This window comes from Croceitalea sp. MTPC5 (assembly GCF_036985505.1).
Classification (GTDB): Bacteria; Bacteroidota; Bacteroidia; order Flavobacteriales; family Flavobacteriaceae; genus Croceitalea.
Window position 1 is genome coordinate 456948 of the sequence record NZ_BTGQ01000002.1, and the last position, 18767, is coordinate 475714.

An 18767-nucleotide genomic window follows, 5' to 3' on the forward strand; every position below is an offset into this window, starting at 1 on the left:
TTGGGGTATACCCCATTTTAACGATGAATCGAGCATAATAGTGTAACACAAGGCTAATTCTTACAAGACAAATCGATAGGTAGCTTTCAGTAGAAAAATGTTCTGTGGAGTCTGACCGAGGATATTATCCCCTAAACTGGTGAACAACCCTTCTGATGGATTACCCGACTGGGACACGTCTTGCGACCATACCAAGAACACTTCCGAACCTGGAATATATTCCCATCGCAACACCAAATTAGACCTGAACTGCACAAAGGAAAAATCAGGATCGCCAAAACTAAAATCGGTAACTCCGTCAAGATTTTCATCTATGGCATAATTATCGTCAGAAAAGGTGACCTGATTGGCTTCATATTGCAAGAAACGATCTTCAAAATTTCGGGCGGTAGCATTGTCCACATGTTTAAAATTTGAATAGCGACCCCTAGAAATAAAGGGTTGCCCCCAATATTGAACCGTCAAATTCGGATTGATATTAAAATTAAAACGTACGGACATGCTTAGGGTACGCTGTTCAATCTCACCATTTAGGTAGCGAATACCAAGATCGGTATCGATGTTATCGATATATTGAAGTTTGTCATTATTGATGCTATACTCTGGAAAAACCGAGATACGTAGGGCATCAATGGGCTGATACCTAAACCCGAATTCCACGGAATACCTTCTGATTGAATTATCCAAGGCTCGTCTCCCATTATGAAAAAAATTGAACCGTAATTTTTTTCGCCCATCGGTACCAATACTATTCCAAAAACTGACTTCTGGGGTCCGACGTAGTCGCGGACCACCACGTAAGGCAAAATTCGAAAATTGAACGGGGGCATAATTGAAGCCTATGTTAGAGAACCAGTTATTTGCCCAATTTTGCCAAGTATTGGTATTAAAACGCAGCTCATTATGGTTACCGGCAAAATCCCAAGCGCTCCAATGGTTATAATTGATGCCCACCCTTCTGAAGGTACTGTCGGGTTTTAATGTTTGATAGCCGACCCAGGTGTAGTGACGAATGTCATCGGCTTGACGTTGAAAACCAATATCATTCAGCTCCAATTCAGGTGAACGCCAGGTGCCACCACTTTCAAAACGCCAGTGGCCATTACCGACCTTTCCTATTTGAAGGTTGCCACCCGTACCTGTCAACGATGTTCTCCCCTCGTCCACTTCCACGTGATCCGCATCAATTCTTTGAAACAAACGGGTAATGGAGTTTTGGGTGTGGGTTATCGCTTCCTCGCTGCCCTGAACATGGCTTAAGATGATATTGCCACCTAAATACCAATCGCGATTGTTCCATTGGTGTTTGAAATCCAGCCCTCCAGTATAGGCCGATTCATGAAGAAAGTTCAGGTTTTGGGTAAGATCGGCCCTGTTGGTTGCAGTGAATATCCCCCCGATAAAAGAATTACGTTCATTGAAATCTTTTTGGGCCCGACCCACAAAATAATTCGTCAAGGGTTCTACGACTTCCCTTCTGCGATCACCATCATTAGCGATGGTCGCATATTTTTTTGCGGTAACACTCTCTAAAACGCCGATAGCCCAACCATTTTTAGTCTTTCCGCTGAATTTGGCCGCTCCTAGAATTTGGGTATTGTCAGGGATATCGACAAAATCACCATCATTCGTATCTGGAAAGCCTTGTGGACTGCGACCAATACGGCGAGAATAAAAAACATTGTCAAAACCAAACGTATTACCTGCTTCAGACTGCGAAACATTGAAATCAAAAATATTCTTGTTCTCAACAAAGAAAGGACGCTGCTCTCGAAAGAAAATTTGAAAACCATCCAAGGCGATAGCCGAAGGATCTGCCTCTACCTGTCCAAAATCAGGGTTTACCGTTAGATCGAGGGTGAGATCGTTCGTAATTCCGATCTTGGCATCAAGCCCTACGGCGATATCCGTGTCACTGCCATCCCTAAAGGGATTTCCCTCTTCAGCTTCATAGGTTTCACCACTCGCTACCGTATAAGGTTGTATTTCCAATTGTTTTTGCGGTTCCATATTCCTAAGTCCATGAAGCTCCCCGAATTCGCTTACCCAACCTGGTTGATCAATCGGCTTACGTTGCCAAAGCGAACGTTCTTCGGCCCGAAAGAAACGCCTGGTGGATTGCAAGCCCCAAACCTGGTTTTCGGCCCCACTGAATTTTAATTGACTCAATGGAATCTTAAGTTCGGCGGTCCAACCCTCATCGTCGATATTGGTCTTGGTATACCATATTGGGTTCCAACTTCCATCCCAATTGTTCCCGTTATTGGAAACAAACTCGTCCCCTTTTACCCCAGCAGCCGTTACCGTAAAAGAAAAAGCAGTACGCTTGTCATGATAACTATCGATATTGAATTCGACCCAGTCGCCTTCAAAACCATCACGCCTAGACATTCTTCTTATAATTTTATCAGGCTCTGCATCGTAACAACGAACCCCGATGTAAAGGTTCTTACTGTCATAGACAATCTTGAATTTGGTCTGATAACTTGGTGGCGTATTCTCATCAGGTTGATTTTCGATATAATCACCCGTCCATTCCACAAGACCCCATGCCTCATCGTTCAACAAACCATCTACACTTGGTGGTTCTTCATTTTCAATGGCCTTTGTGACATAGATTTTCTTCGGTACTATTTCAGTCGTATCTTGTTGCACTTCGGTTGAATTTCCTTCTTGGGAAAAACAGATACTGGAAAAGAGTAACGCTGTCAGAAAGTGGGTTGGATTTCTCACTGCTATTTGTTTTTTGGTTGATGTGACTTAAAGACCAATGAATTTTCAAATAGTTACAGTTCAATCCATTTTTAAGTTTTCTTTAACACTAAATCAAGAAACCAAAAGCCTTGATAACATCCTTTTTAAAAAGGAAAAAATAATATTTCACAAGCATTTGTAATTCAATCTAATAATTGTACATTTGCACCCCGTTTATCGGGAATGTTTTGAAAATCGATAATATTTCAAGAAGTGGATACATTAAGTTACAAGACTGTTTCAGCTAAAAAATCAGACATTGAGAAGCAATGGGTATTGGTTGACGCTGAAGGACAAACTTTAGGTCGATTGGCATCTAAAGTCGCTAAAATCTTAAGGGGCAAGTACAAGCCTAATTATACCCCCCATGTTGATTGTGGCGATAATGTCATCGTCATCAATGCGGAAAAAATTCAAATGAGTGGAAATAAATGGGCCGATAAGACCTATTTACGTTATACCGGTTACCCAGGTGGCCAGCGTTCGACCTCGGCAAGTGACCTTTTAGAGAAACATCCTGAACGTATTATCGAAAAATCCGTTAAAGGCATGTTACCTAAAAACAGATTAGGTGCCGACCTATTCCGTAATTTAAAAGTTTATGCTGGTACCGAGCACGGACAAGAAGCGCAAAAACCGAAGACGATTAACTTAAATGACTACAAATAATGGAAGTGGTTCATAAAATAGGAAGAAGAAAAACGGCTGTTGCCCGTGTTTATGTTTCTGAGGGAAAAGGAAACATCACCGTGAACAAAAGAAAATTAGAAGATTATTTCTCTACGGCAACACTACAATATAAGGTAAAGCAACCTTTTACCCTTACTGAAAACGATGGCAATTACGACGTTAACGTAAATGTTTTTGGCGGTGGGATCACCGGGCAAGCAGAAGCTATCCGTTTGGCATTGTCAAGGGCAATGTGTGAGATCAATGAAGAGCACAGAGGCGTTCTAAAGCCAGAAGGTCTACTTACTAGAGACCCGAGAATGGTTGAACGTAAAAAATTCGGTCAGAAGAAAGCCCGTAAGAAATTCCAGTTCTCTAAACGTTAATACATAGCTGCGATTTTCGCATTTATCCATAACTACCGACGGTATCGTCGGTAAATGTTCATTGAAAGTCCAGGCCATCATGGTCTGGATTAAATTTTAAACAAAAGTTGTCGTTGTTCCGAAAAGTGGATTACGAACTTTTTGGAATTTAGTTTAGCATCTAAATGTAACGGGCGATTTACAAAATGTAAAGACCACCAATACATTGCTATCTCAACGGAACGTAAACTAAGTACAAAAAAATGGCAAGTAAAGTCGAAGTAAAAAATTTATTGGAAGCAGGTGTGCATTTTGGCCACCTGACTAGAAAGTGGAATCCGAATATGGCTCCTTACATCTACATGGAGCGTAATGGAATTCACGTAATCAACCTCTACAAAACCGTAGCGAAATTAGACGAGGCGAATGAAGCGTTAAAGAAAATTGCCGCCTCAGGTCGTAAGATTCTTTTTGTAGCTACCAAAAAGCAGGCAAAAGACATTGTTGCCGAAAAGGTATCAAACACGAACATGCCCTACATCACTGAAAGATGGCCCGGTGGTATGTTGACGAACTTCGTTACGATTCGAAAGGCCGTAAAGAAAATGGCTTCCATCGATAGGATGAAAAAAGACGGTACGTTCAATACCCTTTCTAAAAAAGAGCGTTTGCAGGTAAATCGTTTAAGGGCAAAATTAGAAAAGAACCTAGGTTCGATTTCTGAAATGACAAGGTTACCGGGGGCAATTTTCATTGTTGACACCATGCGTGAGCATATCGCCGTGAAAGAAGCACAAAAATTGAATATTCCAATTTTTGCCATGGTCGATACCAATTCTGACCCGAGACCTATAGATTATATCATTCCGTCAAACGACGATGCCGGTAAATCAATTGAGGCTATTATGACTTCAGTAACCGAGGCAGTAGCTGAAGGTTTGGCAGAAAGAAAAGCTGACAAAGCCGATAAGCAACCTGAAAAAGAAGCTCCTAAGGCAAAAGCTGCTCCAGCACCAAAAGCGGAAAAAGCTGAAAAGGTTGCCCCAGTAGCTGAACAAAAAGAAGCTCCTAAAAAAGAAGAAGCCGTAAAAGTTGAAGCTGATGACCTTACTAAAATCGAAGGTGTTGGCCCAAAGGCAGCGGAGGCAATGATAGCTGCGGGCATCGCTACTTTTGCAGATTTGAGCAAGGCAGAAGCCGACAACATCAAAACCATCTTGACTGAAGCTAGCCCAAGATTAGCACATTTAGAGCCAGCTTCATGGCCAAAACAAGCTCAAATGGCCGCTGATGGAAAATGGGATGAGTTAAAAGAATGGCAAGACAACACCAAGGGTGGCGTTGAAGATTCTGAAGAATAATTTAAGCTAAAACGAGACACAATAATTGTATCTCACTTTACATAACTTTTTAAATATTACATAAATGGCAAAGATTACAGCCGCTGAAGTAAATAAATTAAGAAAAGCTACCGGAGCAGGAATGATGGATTGCAAAAAAGCATTGGTCGAGGCTGATGGTGATTTTGACAAGGCTATCGAGATTCTTCGAAAGAAAGGACAAAAAGTTGCTGCTAAAAGAGCTGATAGGGATTCTGCTGAAGGTGCCGCAATAGCAAAAGTAAATGGTGACAATGCCAAAGGGGTTGTGATATCATTAAATTGTGAGACCGATTTCGTGGCCAAAAACGAATCTTTCGTAAGCTTAGCGAATGAATTGGCCGATTTAGCATTGGGTTATGATACCAAAGATTCCTTTATGGATGCTTCGTTCAATGGTATGACCGTTGCTGAAAAACTGATAGAGCAGACCGGTGTCATCGGTGAGAAAATCGAAATCGGTAGCTTTGAAACCCTTAGCGCACCTTTTGTGGGCTCATATATTCATGCAGGAAACAAAATTGCCACTTTGGTAGGGCTTTCTGCCAATGTTGATGGTGCCGCCGCCGCCGCAAAGGATGTTGCTATGCAAGCTGCTGCAATGAACCCTGTTGCCTTGAACGAAGAAGGAGTTGACCAATCTGTAATTGACAAAGAGATTGAAATCGCAAAAGATCAATTACGTCAAGAAGGTAAGCCCGAGGCAATGCTGGATAATATTGCCAAAGGAAAACTAAAGCGTTTCTTCAAAGACAATACTTTAGTAAACCAAGCTTTTATTAAAGACAGCAAACAAAGTGTTGCCCAATATGTACAATCAGTTGATTCTGGCTTAGAGGTAACCGGTTTTTCTAGAGTTGCCCTCGGATAATTTGGTCCTGTAATTACAATTTAAAAGCCCCAACTTTTTAAGTTGGGGCTTTTTCATATTATCCAACACCTATCGCTTATTTTGATCTAATCAAAATATCACCATTAAAAGTCTTAAACAGCATTTCAGGGCCACCTCCATTGATCGTACCCCTTACCCATTGCTCTACATTAACTTTGTAGGTTCCATTGGAATTGTTTCGCTTTACTTGTGGCTTATTAGTATCAAGCTCCATGTCGAAATCAGTAAATATTTCACCCATATCGGTTTTCGCCTTAACATCGGCCTTTAGCGTTTTCGGAAAGGTGATTTTCAAATCCCCGTTGAGACTACTAAAAGCCATATTCGCACCTGAAGTGATGGAATCGAAAGTAACCTCGATATCACCGTTCACCGTATCGGTTGAAGCAGCACCACTTACATCTTGCAAAGTGATTTCCCCATTTACATTGCTTATCTCCATATCGCCATTTACGCCAACCACGGTAATATTGCCTTGATTGACCGTTGACAGTTTAAGTGAAAAATTTCGGGGTACTTTTACTTCAAGATTAATGGTTTTATTCCACTCCTCATTTGAAATTTTCACAGTATTATCTTTTTCCTCGCCACTAATATTCAATGACGTATTGGCAATTCGTTTCAGACCATCACGTTCCTTTTTATCTTTATAGTAGGCTTTCTTGTTTCCGAATGTGGCTTTCGCGATAACTTCATTGCCGTCATACGCGACAACATCTATAGACCCCGATAAATGCTCTAAATGCAGCTTGCCCGGACTTCCTGGATTGCTTAACGGAATTGCGAACAAATCGATACTTTTCTCCTGGGCCATTGCCATGGTGCCAAATAGCACAAAAGCGGTTACTAGAATTGATTTTATATTTTTCATTTGTTTTTTACTTTAATAGTTATACGTTACGAATTGAGTTCTTACAACAGTAAGGACCATCTGGTTTTCAAATTCAAAATAAACCGCCATTCCTTATATCTTTTTAAGGAACACATTTCCATTTAACGTTTCGAATTTAAAATTAACCCCACCATTTCCTATTTGAACTACCGGGGTGGCCTCGAACTTAAATTTGCCCTTGCCACTTTTCTTTGTTTCCTTGCTTGTTCTTGTAAATTGTTTGGCAACATCAAAATCGGTGAAAAGTTCACCATTCATACTTTTGAAAGAGACCTCGGCAGACAATGCTTCTTGATACGAAACATTGATATCCCCGTTCAGGGCGTAATAGACGGAATCTTCTTTGGGATTGTTTACATACGTGATGTCAACGCTTCCGTTGATGCAGTGGACATCTGTTTGCCCGTCGACATAATTCAAAGCGATCGCCCCATTGATATTGTTCACTTTAAGATACTGCCCGACGGTATTGCTTACTTCAATATCCCCATCATTTACGGTACTTACCTTTAAGTTGACATTCTTTGGCACCTGTACCTTGAAACTTAGTTTATGTTGGTACTCCGGTTCTTCATAGTCATTGCACCAATTAAACGTCAATCCTTTTTGGTTGTATTGAATATATGGGGCATCAGGTCGTAACACAATGGTATCACCATTCTGGGAAACCTTTAATTGTAATTCTGATTTACCAAGCTCCAATTTCTGGGCATCATCGGCAAAAATCTCCCTTTTTACCTCTAGTCGCACTTGGTCGCCAGAATAGCCCGTTACGGTGATTGGCCCGAATACATTGGTAATGACCAGTGTACTTTCATTGTTATTGCTTTGAAAAGCTAGTTCTTTTTTGATAACCTCATTAAAGGTTTTTTCTTGGGCAATGCCTTTTTTACAAGCAAGCAAGCTGATTGTCATTAAAATAAAAACTGTTCGTTTCATGATTTTGAGAATTTATGCGACTATACATAGTCGACCGTTCGTAATTTGATTTTGCCAACCAAGGCAGATGAATAAACTTTATATGATTGATGCTATCGTACTCTCGATTTTTTTCTTTACCGTAGAATCCAATTCTTTGTTTTTTAAAAGTTGCTTAAAAGGTTCTATGGACTTTTTCTCCTCTAAAGCAAGCATTAAATTGGCCAAGGTTACCTGAACGATTGGTGATTTTTGATGAGGTATGGATTGTATCAACCCCTGGCGTACCTTAGGGTTGTTTACGTAATTTGTCAAAGATTCAATGGACGCCAACCGTACATTTACATTGGCGTCATTATTCAGTGTTTTTAAAAGTGCATTTATAACCGTTTCGTCTACCGCGTTTATTTTGTTTGCCTCACTCACCCCTTCCAGTCTTTTATTTGCAGAAGGTTGTTCTAATAAAGTCAACACCAACTTCTCATGAATCTCTTGATTCTTATCACTTGAGACCGTTTGGGGCTCAATGGCCTGAACGGTATCATCCTGTTTCATAAAGTACCCCACCCCAAGGCCAATGAACAGAAGGACGATTCCATAAGCGAGTTGAGGTCTAAGCATTTTAGATACTGCAGCTTGTAAACCGTTCCATCTATTCGTTTTTTTCTTTCCCTTCTCAATTTCTGAATTGAGCATTTCAAAAAATAGGCTATCCATATTTTCAGAAGGTTCAGGTGATTCCATTTTGACAAGTTGCTTCCAAGGGGCAGCGAGTGAACCAAACTCTTCTTGATATGCTGGATTCGCATTTAAAAAAGCTTCAAATTCATGCTTATCCCCTTTACTGATTTCTTCTTTCAAGTAGGCAATAGCCTTTATTTCAAACTCAGATTCTTTCATGATCTTACTGTTTTTGCATTTGCTTAAAAACCACTTTCAACTCTTTCAGGGCGCGATGGGCCTTCACTTTGGCGGTACCCTCTGAACATCCCAATACCTGACCAATTTCACTAAACTTCATTTCTTTTAACTTACTGAGCACCAAAATCTCCCTTTTATCCACGGCTAGTTTCATCATAGCCCTGTCCAGCTCTTCAAGTGCATCTTTTTTGGTCATCTTCCCATCAGCTATATTACCGTCGTCAAGCTTATACTCCACTGTTGAAATATCAAATTGGTTTTGGTTTCTTTTATTTTTCTGGTAATGATCGTTATTCACGTTTCTTGCCGTACTGAACATCCAAGCCAAAAAAGACCCTTCCCCCGTATAGGTGTGTTTGTATTTCAGCATTCTGATGAAAACATTTTGAACCAAATCCTCACTTGTCATTGCATCGCAGTTCATGTTGAAAAAAAATCCGAAAAGACGCTTTTTATGTCGCTCATACAGTAGTCCAAGCTTGTCTATATCACCGGACTTCACCTTAAGCATCAATACATTATCGCTTAACTCTTGCATTTCAAATTGGTTGTCAAAGGGTATACCGAACTTTTTGAAAAAGGTTACAAAAAGTAGTATTATTTTTTGTAACCTTTTCGAGAAACTTAGCATTTATAACGGAGGTACATCAAAAATAATTTTGATTATTTTTGTTCGGATTTCAAAAAACCACAGATGCAATACAAGAGAATTCTTCTCAAACTAAGTGGGGAAGCTTTAATGGGCGAACAACAATATGGTATTGACGCCAAACGATTGACCGAATATGCCGAAGACATTAAGGCCGTTATAGCGAAAGGGGTGCAGATTGCTATTGTCATCGGTGGAGGTAACATTTTTAGGGGTTTGAAAGGTGCTAGCCAAGGTATGGATCGGGTGCAGGGCGACCATATGGGTATGTTGGCCACCGTGATCAATGGATTGGCGCTACAAAGTGCCTTGGAAATTGCCGGTGTGGAAACACGTTTGCAATCTGCAATTAAAATCAATGAAGTTGCAGAACCTTTTATTAGAAGAAGGGCCATGCGCCATCTTGAAAAGGGAAGGGTCGTCATTTTTGGCGGAGGTACGGGTAACCCCTACTTTACGACCGACTCTGCAGCCGTTTTAAGGGCCATTGAGATAAAGGCGGACGTTATTTTAAAAGGCACCCGGGTAGACGGTATTTACACGGCCGATCCCGAAAAAGATAAGAATGCGACAAAATTTGAATCGTTATCATTTCAGGATGTGCTTTCAAAAGGATTGAAGGTTATGGACACCACGGCCTTTACACTTAGTCAAGAGAATGAATTGCCTATTGTGGTATTCGATATGAATACCCGGGGCAACCTTATGAAATTGATTTCTGGAGAGAATATCGGTACCGTGGTCAACAATTAGCTTTGGCATAATAATTGGTTTTTTTGAACTAAATTTCAGTAAGACATGAACGAAGAAGTCACTTTTATTTTAGATACTACAAAAGAAAGTATGGATGCTGCCATGGAGCATCTTGAAAAGGCGTTTATTAAAATCAGGGCCGGCAAAGCAAGTCCGGCAATGCTCTCTACGGTCATGGTAGAATACTACGGCTCGCAGACACCACTTTCGCAAGTCTCTAATATCAATACCCCAGACGCCCGTACCATTTCCGTGCAGCCCTGGGAAAAAAACATGCTTCAAGAAATTGAGACCGCGATCATGAATTCCAATCTGGGCTTTAATCCCATGAACAATGGCGACATGGTCATTATCAACGTGCCCCCATTGACTGAGGAACGTCGAAGGGATTTGGTGAAACAGGCTAAAGCAGAGGCAGAAGATGCTAAAGTGAGTGTCAGAAGTGCACGTCAAGAAGCAAATAAAGAACTAAAAAAGCTCGATATCTCCGAAGACCTGTTGGGCAATGCTGAAGTTGATGTTCAAGAACTCACTGATGCCTACATCAAAAAAGTCGATGATGTCTTTGCCGTAAAAGAGGCGGAGATCATGAAAGTCTGATTCTTTTTTAAGAACCTGATTTTGCTAGGTTCCCCAACATTCATTTTCTACCTTTGCAGGCAATTAAGGGAAAATGTTAAAACGACTTTTTCAAGGCTTTTGGGCTAAAGTAGCCCGTATCATTCTAAGAAACCGTATACTCATACTTCTATTTGTTGTCGCGGTAACCGTTTTTTTAGGATTGCATTGGAAAAACATGCGGTTTTCAAATACAGAGGCCAATGTTCTACCCGATGATCATCCTGAAACCGTACAATACAATGAGTTTGTGGGCTTATTCGGTCAAGAGGATAACGCAATCGTGTTGGCCATTAAGGACAGTTTGCTATTTCAACCTCAAAATTTCAACCGTTGGAACAAGCTCAGTAAACAATTTCAAGCCATCCCCGAGATTGACTTTGTAATCTCTACCGATAATCTTCAAGAATTGGTCAAGGATACTGAAAAGCAAGAATTTGTCTTGCAACCGTTGCTTAAAACCACCCCAAAGACCCAAAAAGAAATTGACTCCATAAAGAGCCATCTTTTTCAGAATATGCCTTTTTATGAAAATTTGATCTTCAATCCTAAAAGTGGCACCATTCGAACTGTCATTTATTTGGATAAGGATATTTTGAATACTTCGGTAAGAAATGAGTTTATTTTAAGTGATCTTGAAAATTTGGTCGAAAATTTTGAGGATGAAACCAATTTGGATGTCAGGGTATCTGGAATGCCCTATATCAAAACATGGAATTCTAAAATCATTATTGATGAGATAGGCAACTTCATCTTGGCGGCATTGTTGGTTACCTCCATCATTTTCTTTTTCTTCTTCAGAAGTTTTAGGGCAACCCTTATATCAATGTGCGTGGTCATCATAGGGGTGATGTGGGCTTTTGGAGTATTAGGACTTTTTCAATATGAAATCACCATTCTAACTGCCCTGATTCCACCATTGATCATTGTAATTGGTATTCCCAATTGTATTTTTTTAATCAATAAATACCAGCAAGAGGTAAAAAAACATGGAAATCAAGCATTATCACTGCAAAGGGTGATCTCAAAAGTGGGTAATGCAACATTAATGACCAATTGTACCACGGCCTTGGGTTTCGCTACCTTCATCATTTTAGATAGTGACCTTTTAAAGGAATTTGGTATCGTTGCCTCCATAAACATTCTATGCATCTTTTTACTTTCCCTGTTGATCATACCTATAGTTTATAGTTTTATGTCGATTCCGAAGGACAAACATTTAAAGCATTTAAGAAAAAAATGGATAGATCGTTTTGTCAGTTGGATGGAACATGTAGTGCGCAATCATCGCATCGCAGTCTATATAACCTCGGTAATTGTTCTGGTTACCAGCATCATTGGTATTTATCAGATTCAAATTACCGGTAGCCGTATTGAAGATTTACCTAAGGACGCTAAATTTTTCAAGGATATTCGTTTTTTTGAAGAAGAGTTCGATGGCATTATGCCAGTTGAGGTCGTGGTTGACACCAAACAAAAAAATGGAGTACTAAAACCCGTCACCTTAAGACGTATGAATCAATTGGCCGAAGAGATTGACGAGACCCATGAATTGTCTAAACCAGTTTCCGTCGTTAATTTGGTAAAATACTCCAAACAGGCATTTTATAATGGCATTCCAAAATATTATCAATTGCCCACCACCCAAGAAAACACCTTTATCATGGATGTGGCGAGAAAGTCGTCAGGCAATGGCGATTTATTGCAAAGTTTTGTCGACAGTACTGGTCAGACGGCTCGAATAACAACTTTTATGCGCGATGTAAAAACCACACGTATGGAAGAAATCGAACAAGATCTAATTGAATCCATCGCCAAGATTTTTCCAACGGAACGCTATAATGTCTATATGACCGGAAAGGCATTGCTATTCTTAAAAGGCACAAAGTATTTGACGAAGAACCTCCTACTATCATTGGCATTTGCCATTGGTTTGATTTCTCTTTTCATGGCTTATTTATTTAGGTCATTTCGAATGATCTTGATATCACTTGTCCCTAATTTATTGCCCCTGGTCATCACTGCGGGCCTTATGGGTTTTTTGGGGGTACCCATAAAACCATCGACCATATTGGTCTTTAGTATAGCTTTTGGTATTTCGGTAGATGACACCATTCATTTTTTGGCCAAGTACCGTCAAGAGTTGACGGCCAATAAATGGCAAATTAAAAAATCGGTATATAATGCATTGCGAGAAACGGGTGTTAGTATGTTCTACACCTCTATCGTTTTGTTCTTTGGGTTCTCTGTATTTATCATTTCAAGCTTTGGGGGTACCAAAGCTTTGGGCGGGCTTGTTTCTGCCACCTTACTTTTTGCAATGCTGGCCAATTTAATTTTACTTCCATCACTACTACTCTCTTTAGAACGCAGTATTGCGAACAAAACCGTGCTTAGAAAACCGCAGATAGATATTTTACCTAAAAATGATGAAAAGCCGAGTAGTAAATAGCTCGGCATAACATTCGTTTTTTAGCAAAGACCTATCTTTGCTGCTTAATTTCAGAAGTTAGAATCAATGGCAACCATTTCCGTCAAAGAACTATTGAACACCGTGCCGTCACATCAAGAAGTCGAAATAAACGGCTGGGTAAAGACATTTCGAAGCAATCGTTTTATCGCTTTGAATGATGGGTCTACGATACACAATATACAATGTGTTGTCGATTTTGAAAATTTCGATGATTCATTGATCAAATCAATTTCAACAGGGGCCGCTATAAAAGTAAAAGGAACTTTGGTCGAAAGTCAGGGTAAAGGCCAAAAAGTAGAAATACAAGTCAATGATTTATTTATTCATGGTGAAGCGGATGCGGATACTTACCCTATCCAACCTAAAAAACATTCCTTCGAATTCTTACGTGAAAAAGCACATTTAAGGGTACGCACCAATACTTTTTCTGCGGTCATGCGTCTTCGTTCAGCACTTTCATATGCAGTTCATAGCTATTTTCAACAAAACGGATTCTACTATTTTCACGCTCCTATTATCACCGGATCTGATGCCGAGGGAGCCGGTGAAATGTTTCGGGTAACGACATTGGATGCAAAAAATCCTCCATTAAATGACAATGGGGACGTCGATTATAAAGAGGATTTTTTTGGTAAGGAAACGAATCTTACGGTTTCAGGCCAATTGGAAGCGGAGGCCTATGCCATGGGGTTGGGCAAGGTCTATACCTTTGGCCCTACGTTTAGGGCCGAAAATTCAAATACCTCAAGACACCTGGCAGAATTCTGGATGATCGAACCTGAAATGGCCTTCTATGATTTGGATGCAAATATGGATTTGGCCGAAGATTTTATCAAGTGGGTTCTAAAATATGTACTCGACCACTGCGAAGAAGATTTGCTATTTTTAGAAAAGCGCCTTTTAGATGAAGAAAAGTCAAAACCGCAAACAGAACGCAGTGACATGGCCTTAATTGAAAAGTTAAGGTTTGTGGCCGACAACGAATTCAAACGGGTATCCTATACCGAAGCAATCGCTATTCTTAGAAATAGTAAACCCAATAAGAAAAAGAAGTTTGAATACCTTATCGATGAGTGGGGCGCCGACCTTCAGAGTGAGCATGAACGCTTTTTAGTTGAAAAGCACTTTAAATGTCCAGTAATCCTTTTTGATTACCCAGCAAACATAAAGGCTTTTTACATGCGTTTGAACGAAGATGGCAAAACGGTACGTGCAATGGATGTACTCTTTCCTGGGATTGGTGAGATAGTCGGCGGTTCGCAGAGGGAAGAACGTTTAGGGGTATTGCAGCAAAAAATGAAGGAACTCGGTATTGAAGAAGAAGAATTATGGTGGTATCTTGACCTGCGTAAATTTGGAACGGCAGTGCACAGCGGCTTTGGACTTGGATTCGAACGTTTGGTGCAATTCACAACGGGCATGGGCAACATCAGGGATGTGATCCCGTTTCCTAGAACCCCTCAAAACGCAGCGTTTTAAATAGATTTCTTTAACTTTATAAGTAAGGAACGATTCAAGTATGCTAAAGCAACACCTTCAGTTTAAACTTTCCCAAAAACTTTCGCCTCAGCAGATACAGTTGATGAAGTTGATCCAGTTGCCTACACAAGCTTTTGAACAGCGTTTGAAACAAGAACTGGAAGAAAACCCTGCTTTAGAAAGTGGTAAAGAAGAGGGTGATTCTGCAGAGGATACCTTTGATGACGCATTTGACGAAATCAATGACAGTGATTCCATTAACGCTGAAGACATCAATATTGACGACTATTTGAGTGATGACGAGATACCTGATTATCGCACACAAACCAGTAATTACAGTGCTGACGAAAATGAAAAAAGTATTCCTTATGCAGCCGGAATCTCATTCAACCAATACCTGATCAATCAACTGAATACGGTTTATTTAAACGATGAAGAATGGGCCATTGCAGAATTTTTGGTAGGTAGTGTCGATGAAAGTGGCTATATCAGAAGGCCACTTACTGATATTATGGATGATCTGGCCTTTACCCAAAACATTTATACCGATGAGGCCAATATAAAGAAGGTACTTAAGATAGTACAATCTTTAGACCCCCCCGGGGTGGCCGCAAGAACATTAGATGAATGCCTCATCATTCAATTAAAAAGAAAGGAAGCGACACCTTCAATCGAGATGGCCATCAAAATACTTGAAAAGTCTTTTGAACAGTTCACAAAGAAACACTACAAGAAGCTTATTGCGAAATACGATATCACTGAAGAGCAACTTAAAAGTGCCATTTCGGAAATTGAAAAACTCAACCCCAAACCGGGGGGTTCCTACTCTGGTAATAATAGGATTATTGAACACGTCGTTCCTGATTTTTCGATAAGAATCGTAGACGGGGAATTGGAACTGACTTTGAATGGCCGTAACGCACCCGAACTTCATGTGTCTAAAGATTACCACAATATGCTGCAAGGGTATAAAAACGCAAAGGATAAATCAAAGTCGCAAAAAGACACTGTTTTGTTTATCAAACAAAAATTGGATGCGGCCAAATGGTTTATTGACGCTATCAAACAGAGACAACAAACACTGTTCATTACCATGAATGCCATAATACAACATCAAGAAGAGTACTTTCTAACAGGTGATGAGCGCAAACTACGTCCGATGATCCTCAAGGATATCGCAGACAAGATCAACATGGATGTTTCTACGGTATCCCGCGTGGCCAATAGTAAATATGTAGATACCCCTTATGGTACAAAACTTATCAAAGAGTTCTTTTCTGAATCGATGAAAAATGAACAAGGCGAAGATGTATCTACGCGTGAGATAAAAAAAATATTGGAGAACGTCATTGGTGAAGAAGAAAAGAAAAAACCACTGACCGATGATAAATTAGCCAAAATGCTTAAGGAAAAAGGTTACCCTATAGCCAGAAGAACCGTAGCCAAGTATCGCGAGCAGTTGGGAATTCCTGTTGCGAGGCTCAGAAAACAAATCTGATGCGATCCGTATTTCATTCTTTCTCCTATATTTTCCATCCCCTTTTCGTACCGATGGGCGGTACCCTAGCCTATTTTTTGGTAACACCAAAATACAGCTCATTAGAACTACAAAGTGGTAATATTCTCCCTATTTTTATTTTAACCGTGATCATTCCGATTATTTTCTTTTTCATCCTAAAGAACTTAGGGCTTGTAAATTCAATCTTCGCGCCCACATTACAAGAACGTAAATACCCCTTATACATTAGTATCGTATTATACTTCTTGATTTTATACAAAGTCATACCACTTAACTATATCAAAGAGCTCTATTTCTTTTTTGTAGGCCTCATAGTGGCCTTAATCACTGTTTTAGCATTGCTTTTTCTGAAGATAAAAGCGAGTATCCATCTTTTGGGAATGGGCAGCTTATTACTGTTCTTAATCGCCTTGAGCATCCATTTTGAGGTAAACATAACCTTCGCGATTGCCATTGTTACCATTCTGACAGGTTTGGTGGCAACATCACGGTTATCCATGCATGCACATTCAAAGATAGAAGTGTTGGTCGGCTTTCTTATTGGGGCCTGCTCTCAGCTGCTACTATTAAAATATTGGTTATAGAATATAAAATATAATACCGACCCTAAGCGGTTTTATGGGTATAGTGCTTCCCGCTAGGGTTGCTGTTTCCGACAGCAAGTTGTTTAAACTGTAATACAAGTGTATATTCCAGGTATTATAACCAAAATTCAAGGTAAGCCCGTATTGCCATTGTTCAATATCACGATTCGAAAAACTTAACACCTCTCCGTTCGACACGGTCCTTGACCTTCTCGAGAATAAATAGGCAACTTTGAAACCTGTATAAATACGCCAAAACTTATAGTCAACTGCATTCGAGGTCCTCCAACGTACTTCAAATGGAAAATCAAGCGAATGTGTTTCAAATTTACTTCTATCGAAATCTTCGGCACTCAAAACTTCATAGGTAATCAAACCGGCTTCTTCACGAGCACCAATATTACTGTAATAAGAATTGGTTGCATAGCCCATACCTAAGCCTATACCGAAATTACGACGGGTATTCAAGGGTATATCTTCAATAAACCCGAATTGTATGCCATAAGAGAGATTGCGTAACTCAACATTCTCAGGGACATCAATCAAGAAGTTATAAGATAACCCAGCATAAAACTGGTCTTCTAAATACTTGTTGTCGGCGATTGGTGTAGTATCCAGCCCTTGTCCCATTAAGCAGGAAGAAGTTAAAGACACTACAAGAAGTAAAAATAGGTTTTTGAACATATTCCCAAAATATAACAAAAAATGTATTTATGGATAAAAACACCTTTGATTATATATTCTATTTGAGATCTAGGAAAATATCACCCTGGAAAGTGGTATAATTTATTTTTAGCATGTTGATTTTTTGAAGTTCATTTTTGATATCTGAAATAATACCCATACTTACAGTCTTATCAATTTTAAGGGAGACCATTGCTGTCTTTCTTAGATTCTCGGGCATCATTGCGAGTTCGGCCAAAACATAAGGGGCAACCCCATCGATTTCAGCAAGTCGATTTCCAAGTTGGATTTTAGGAACATCCATGGAATATATGCCGTTATGCTTTGTAGGGTTACCTACTAGAATTTCGATTATTCCATCTGATTGGTATAGCTCTTCCGTCTCAGTGGCGTTGGGCAACGTGTTTTCAACCAAAAAATTGGTTTTCTTCATTGTTGTTACCGTCATAAAAAAGAACAACAATATAAAAACAATATCAGGTAACGAAGAGGTAGCTATGCTTGCGACCTTTCTTTTTTGCCTATTGCGCTTCATCATCAAATTTTTTATTCGAAAACACTTCTGGTTCTACTATCTTTTGAGGATACATTTTCTGAATCCGTTTTAACCGTTTCTTTAATTTTTCTTTTTGTATCAAAGGGGTTTTCTCGTCATAATACGCTTCCGTCATAGCCACATAGCTTTGCTTAAAAAGTCGTTGCGCTTCTCGATTTCTCAAGTCATTATATGCACCTACCAACTCATTTTGAACTGCAATGTAAAAACCATAGGTGGTTTCCCTATTATGGTGTAAGGCAATAATAGCATCAATAGGGTTGTCAGAAGAACTGTCATCGCGCTTACCTTTGCAATAATCACAGTACTTGGATTCACCGGGCAATGCCCCTCCATTATCCAAAAAATCAAAAGCGACTTTTCGAAGTGTTTTTAGATCAAGAACAGCATCCTCGACCAACAGCATATTAGTACTATTAAGGTTTACCCTTAGCACATTTCTTTCATTGACATCAATGGTTCTTGGTTCAATTTCTTTCTTGGGCAGTAATCGGTCTAACCCTTCATCAGTATCTAGTGTCGTTGTTACCAGAAAAAAAATAAGTAGTAAAAATGCAATGTCGGCCATTGAGCCTGCATTCACTTCCGGTGTTTCCCTATTCGTTGCCATATGCACAAGGATTTTATTATGGAGTCCTTAATACCACAATATCCCAGCATTT

18 protein-coding genes are annotated in these 18767 nt (G+C 39.8%); 10 read left to right on the forward strand and 8 right to left on the reverse strand.

All coding sequences use genetic code 11. From position 1 onward, the window contains the following. Positions 1-60 precede the first annotated feature (60 nt). Positions 61-2733, reverse strand: a complete 2673-nt coding sequence (locus tag AACM45_RS07170) for a DUF5916 domain-containing protein (protein ID WP_445227723.1) — start codon at positions 2731-2733, stop codon at positions 61-63. Between the two features lie 234 nt (positions 2734-2967). Here AACM45_RS07170 and rplM point away from each other — a divergent pair, with 234 nt between their 5' ends. The 4 genes from rplM to tsf all read left to right on the forward strand — a co-directional run bounded on the left by rplM (position 2968) and on the right by tsf (position 6038). Beyond that, positions 2968-3423, forward strand: a complete 456-nt coding sequence (gene rplM / locus AACM45_RS07175; protein ID WP_339141694.1) for a 50S ribosomal protein L13 — start codon at positions 2968-2970, stop codon at positions 3421-3423. Further along, the gene (gene rpsI / locus AACM45_RS07180) at positions 3423-3809 is read left to right on the forward strand and encodes a 30S ribosomal protein S9 (RefSeq protein ID WP_339141695.1); all 387 of its coding nucleotides are present in this window, start codon (positions 3423-3425) and stop codon (positions 3807-3809) included. The genes rplM and rpsI overlap by 1 nt, the downstream gene beginning before the upstream one ends. A 242-nt stretch (positions 3810-4051) precedes the next feature. Further along, a complete protein-coding gene (gene rpsB / locus AACM45_RS07185; RefSeq protein ID WP_339141696.1) occupies positions 4052-5149 on the forward strand; it encodes a 30S ribosomal protein S2 in 1098 nt (365 codons plus the stop codon). 64 nt (positions 5150-5213) lie between these two features. Beyond that, the gene (tsf, locus tag AACM45_RS07190; RefSeq protein WP_339141697.1) at positions 5214-6038 is read left to right on the forward strand and encodes a translation elongation factor Ts; all 825 of its coding nucleotides are present in this window, start codon (positions 5214-5216) and stop codon (positions 6036-6038) included. A gap of 76 nt (positions 6039-6114) precedes the next feature. On the opposite strand, the gene AACM45_RS07195 is transcribed toward tsf, so the two are convergent. The 4 genes from AACM45_RS07195 to AACM45_RS07210 form a co-directional block, all read right to left on the reverse strand. After that, entirely contained in the window at positions 6115-6930 is an 816-nt protein-coding gene (locus tag AACM45_RS07195; protein ID WP_339141698.1) for a DUF4097 family beta strand repeat-containing protein, read from the reverse strand. A gap of 93 nt (positions 6931-7023) precedes the next feature. Beyond that, a complete protein-coding gene (locus AACM45_RS07200) occupies positions 7024-7890 on the reverse strand; it encodes a DUF4097 family beta strand repeat-containing protein (protein WP_339141699.1) in 867 nt (288 codons plus the stop codon). A gap of 78 nt (positions 7891-7968) precedes the next feature. Continuing rightward, positions 7969-8769, reverse strand: coding sequence for a HEAT repeat domain-containing protein (locus tag AACM45_RS07205; RefSeq protein WP_339141700.1), 801 nt, complete (start codon positions 8767-8769; stop codon positions 7969-7971). 4 nt (positions 8770-8773) lie between these two features. After that, a complete protein-coding gene (locus AACM45_RS07210) occupies positions 8774-9328 on the reverse strand; it encodes an RNA polymerase sigma factor (RefSeq protein WP_339141701.1) in 555 nt (184 codons plus the stop codon). Positions 9329-9484: 156 nt separating this feature from the next. On the opposite strand from AACM45_RS07210, the gene pyrH reads away from it, so the two are divergent. From pyrH to AACM45_RS07240, 6 genes are all read left to right on the forward strand, one after another. Further along, positions 9485-10192, forward strand: coding sequence for a UMP kinase (pyrH, locus tag AACM45_RS07215; protein ID WP_339141702.1), 708 nt, complete (start codon positions 9485-9487; stop codon positions 10190-10192). Positions 10193-10237: 45 nt separating this feature from the next. Then, the gene (frr, locus tag AACM45_RS07220) at positions 10238-10792 is read left to right on the forward strand and encodes a ribosome recycling factor (protein WP_339141703.1); all 555 of its coding nucleotides are present in this window, start codon (positions 10238-10240) and stop codon (positions 10790-10792) included. 73 nt (positions 10793-10865) lie between these two features. Continuing rightward, complete coding sequence (locus AACM45_RS07225) at positions 10866-13262, forward strand: efflux RND transporter permease subunit (RefSeq protein WP_339141705.1); 2397 nt, start codon at positions 10866-10868, stop codon at positions 13260-13262. A 66-nt stretch (positions 13263-13328) separates the two neighbouring features. Next, positions 13329-14762: an asparagine--tRNA ligase gene (gene asnS / locus AACM45_RS07230; RefSeq protein WP_339141707.1), complete on the forward strand. Its 1434-nt coding sequence runs from the start codon at positions 13329-13331 to the stop codon at positions 14760-14762. Positions 14763-14802: 40 nt separating this feature from the next. Next, positions 14803-16260, forward strand: a complete 1458-nt coding sequence (gene rpoN / locus AACM45_RS07235; RefSeq protein WP_339141708.1) for an RNA polymerase factor sigma-54 — start codon at positions 14803-14805, stop codon at positions 16258-16260. After that, positions 16260-16865: a hypothetical protein gene (locus AACM45_RS07240; RefSeq protein ID WP_339141709.1), complete on the forward strand. Its 606-nt coding sequence runs from the start codon at positions 16260-16262 to the stop codon at positions 16863-16865. Before rpoN ends, AACM45_RS07240 begins: the two co-directional genes overlap by 1 nt. On the opposite strand, the gene AACM45_RS07245 is transcribed toward AACM45_RS07240, so the two are convergent. The 3 genes from AACM45_RS07245 to AACM45_RS07255 form a co-directional block, all read right to left on the reverse strand. Continuing rightward, on the reverse strand, positions 16860-17495 hold the full coding sequence (locus AACM45_RS07245; protein WP_339141711.1) for a porin family protein: 636 nt from the start codon (positions 17493-17495) through the stop codon (positions 16860-16862). The two genes, AACM45_RS07240 and AACM45_RS07245, sit on opposite strands and share 6 nt — an antisense overlap. Positions 17496-17607: 112 nt before the next feature. Then, positions 17608-18087: an ExbD/TolR family protein gene (locus AACM45_RS07250; RefSeq protein ID WP_339141712.1), complete on the reverse strand. Its 480-nt coding sequence runs from the start codon at positions 18085-18087 to the stop codon at positions 17608-17610. Then, a complete protein-coding gene (locus tag AACM45_RS07255; protein ID WP_339141713.1) occupies positions 18071-18715 on the reverse strand; it encodes an ExbD/TolR family protein in 645 nt (214 codons plus the stop codon). The genes AACM45_RS07250 and AACM45_RS07255 overlap by 17 nt, the downstream gene beginning before the upstream one ends. Between the last annotated feature and the right edge of the window lie 52 nt (positions 18716-18767).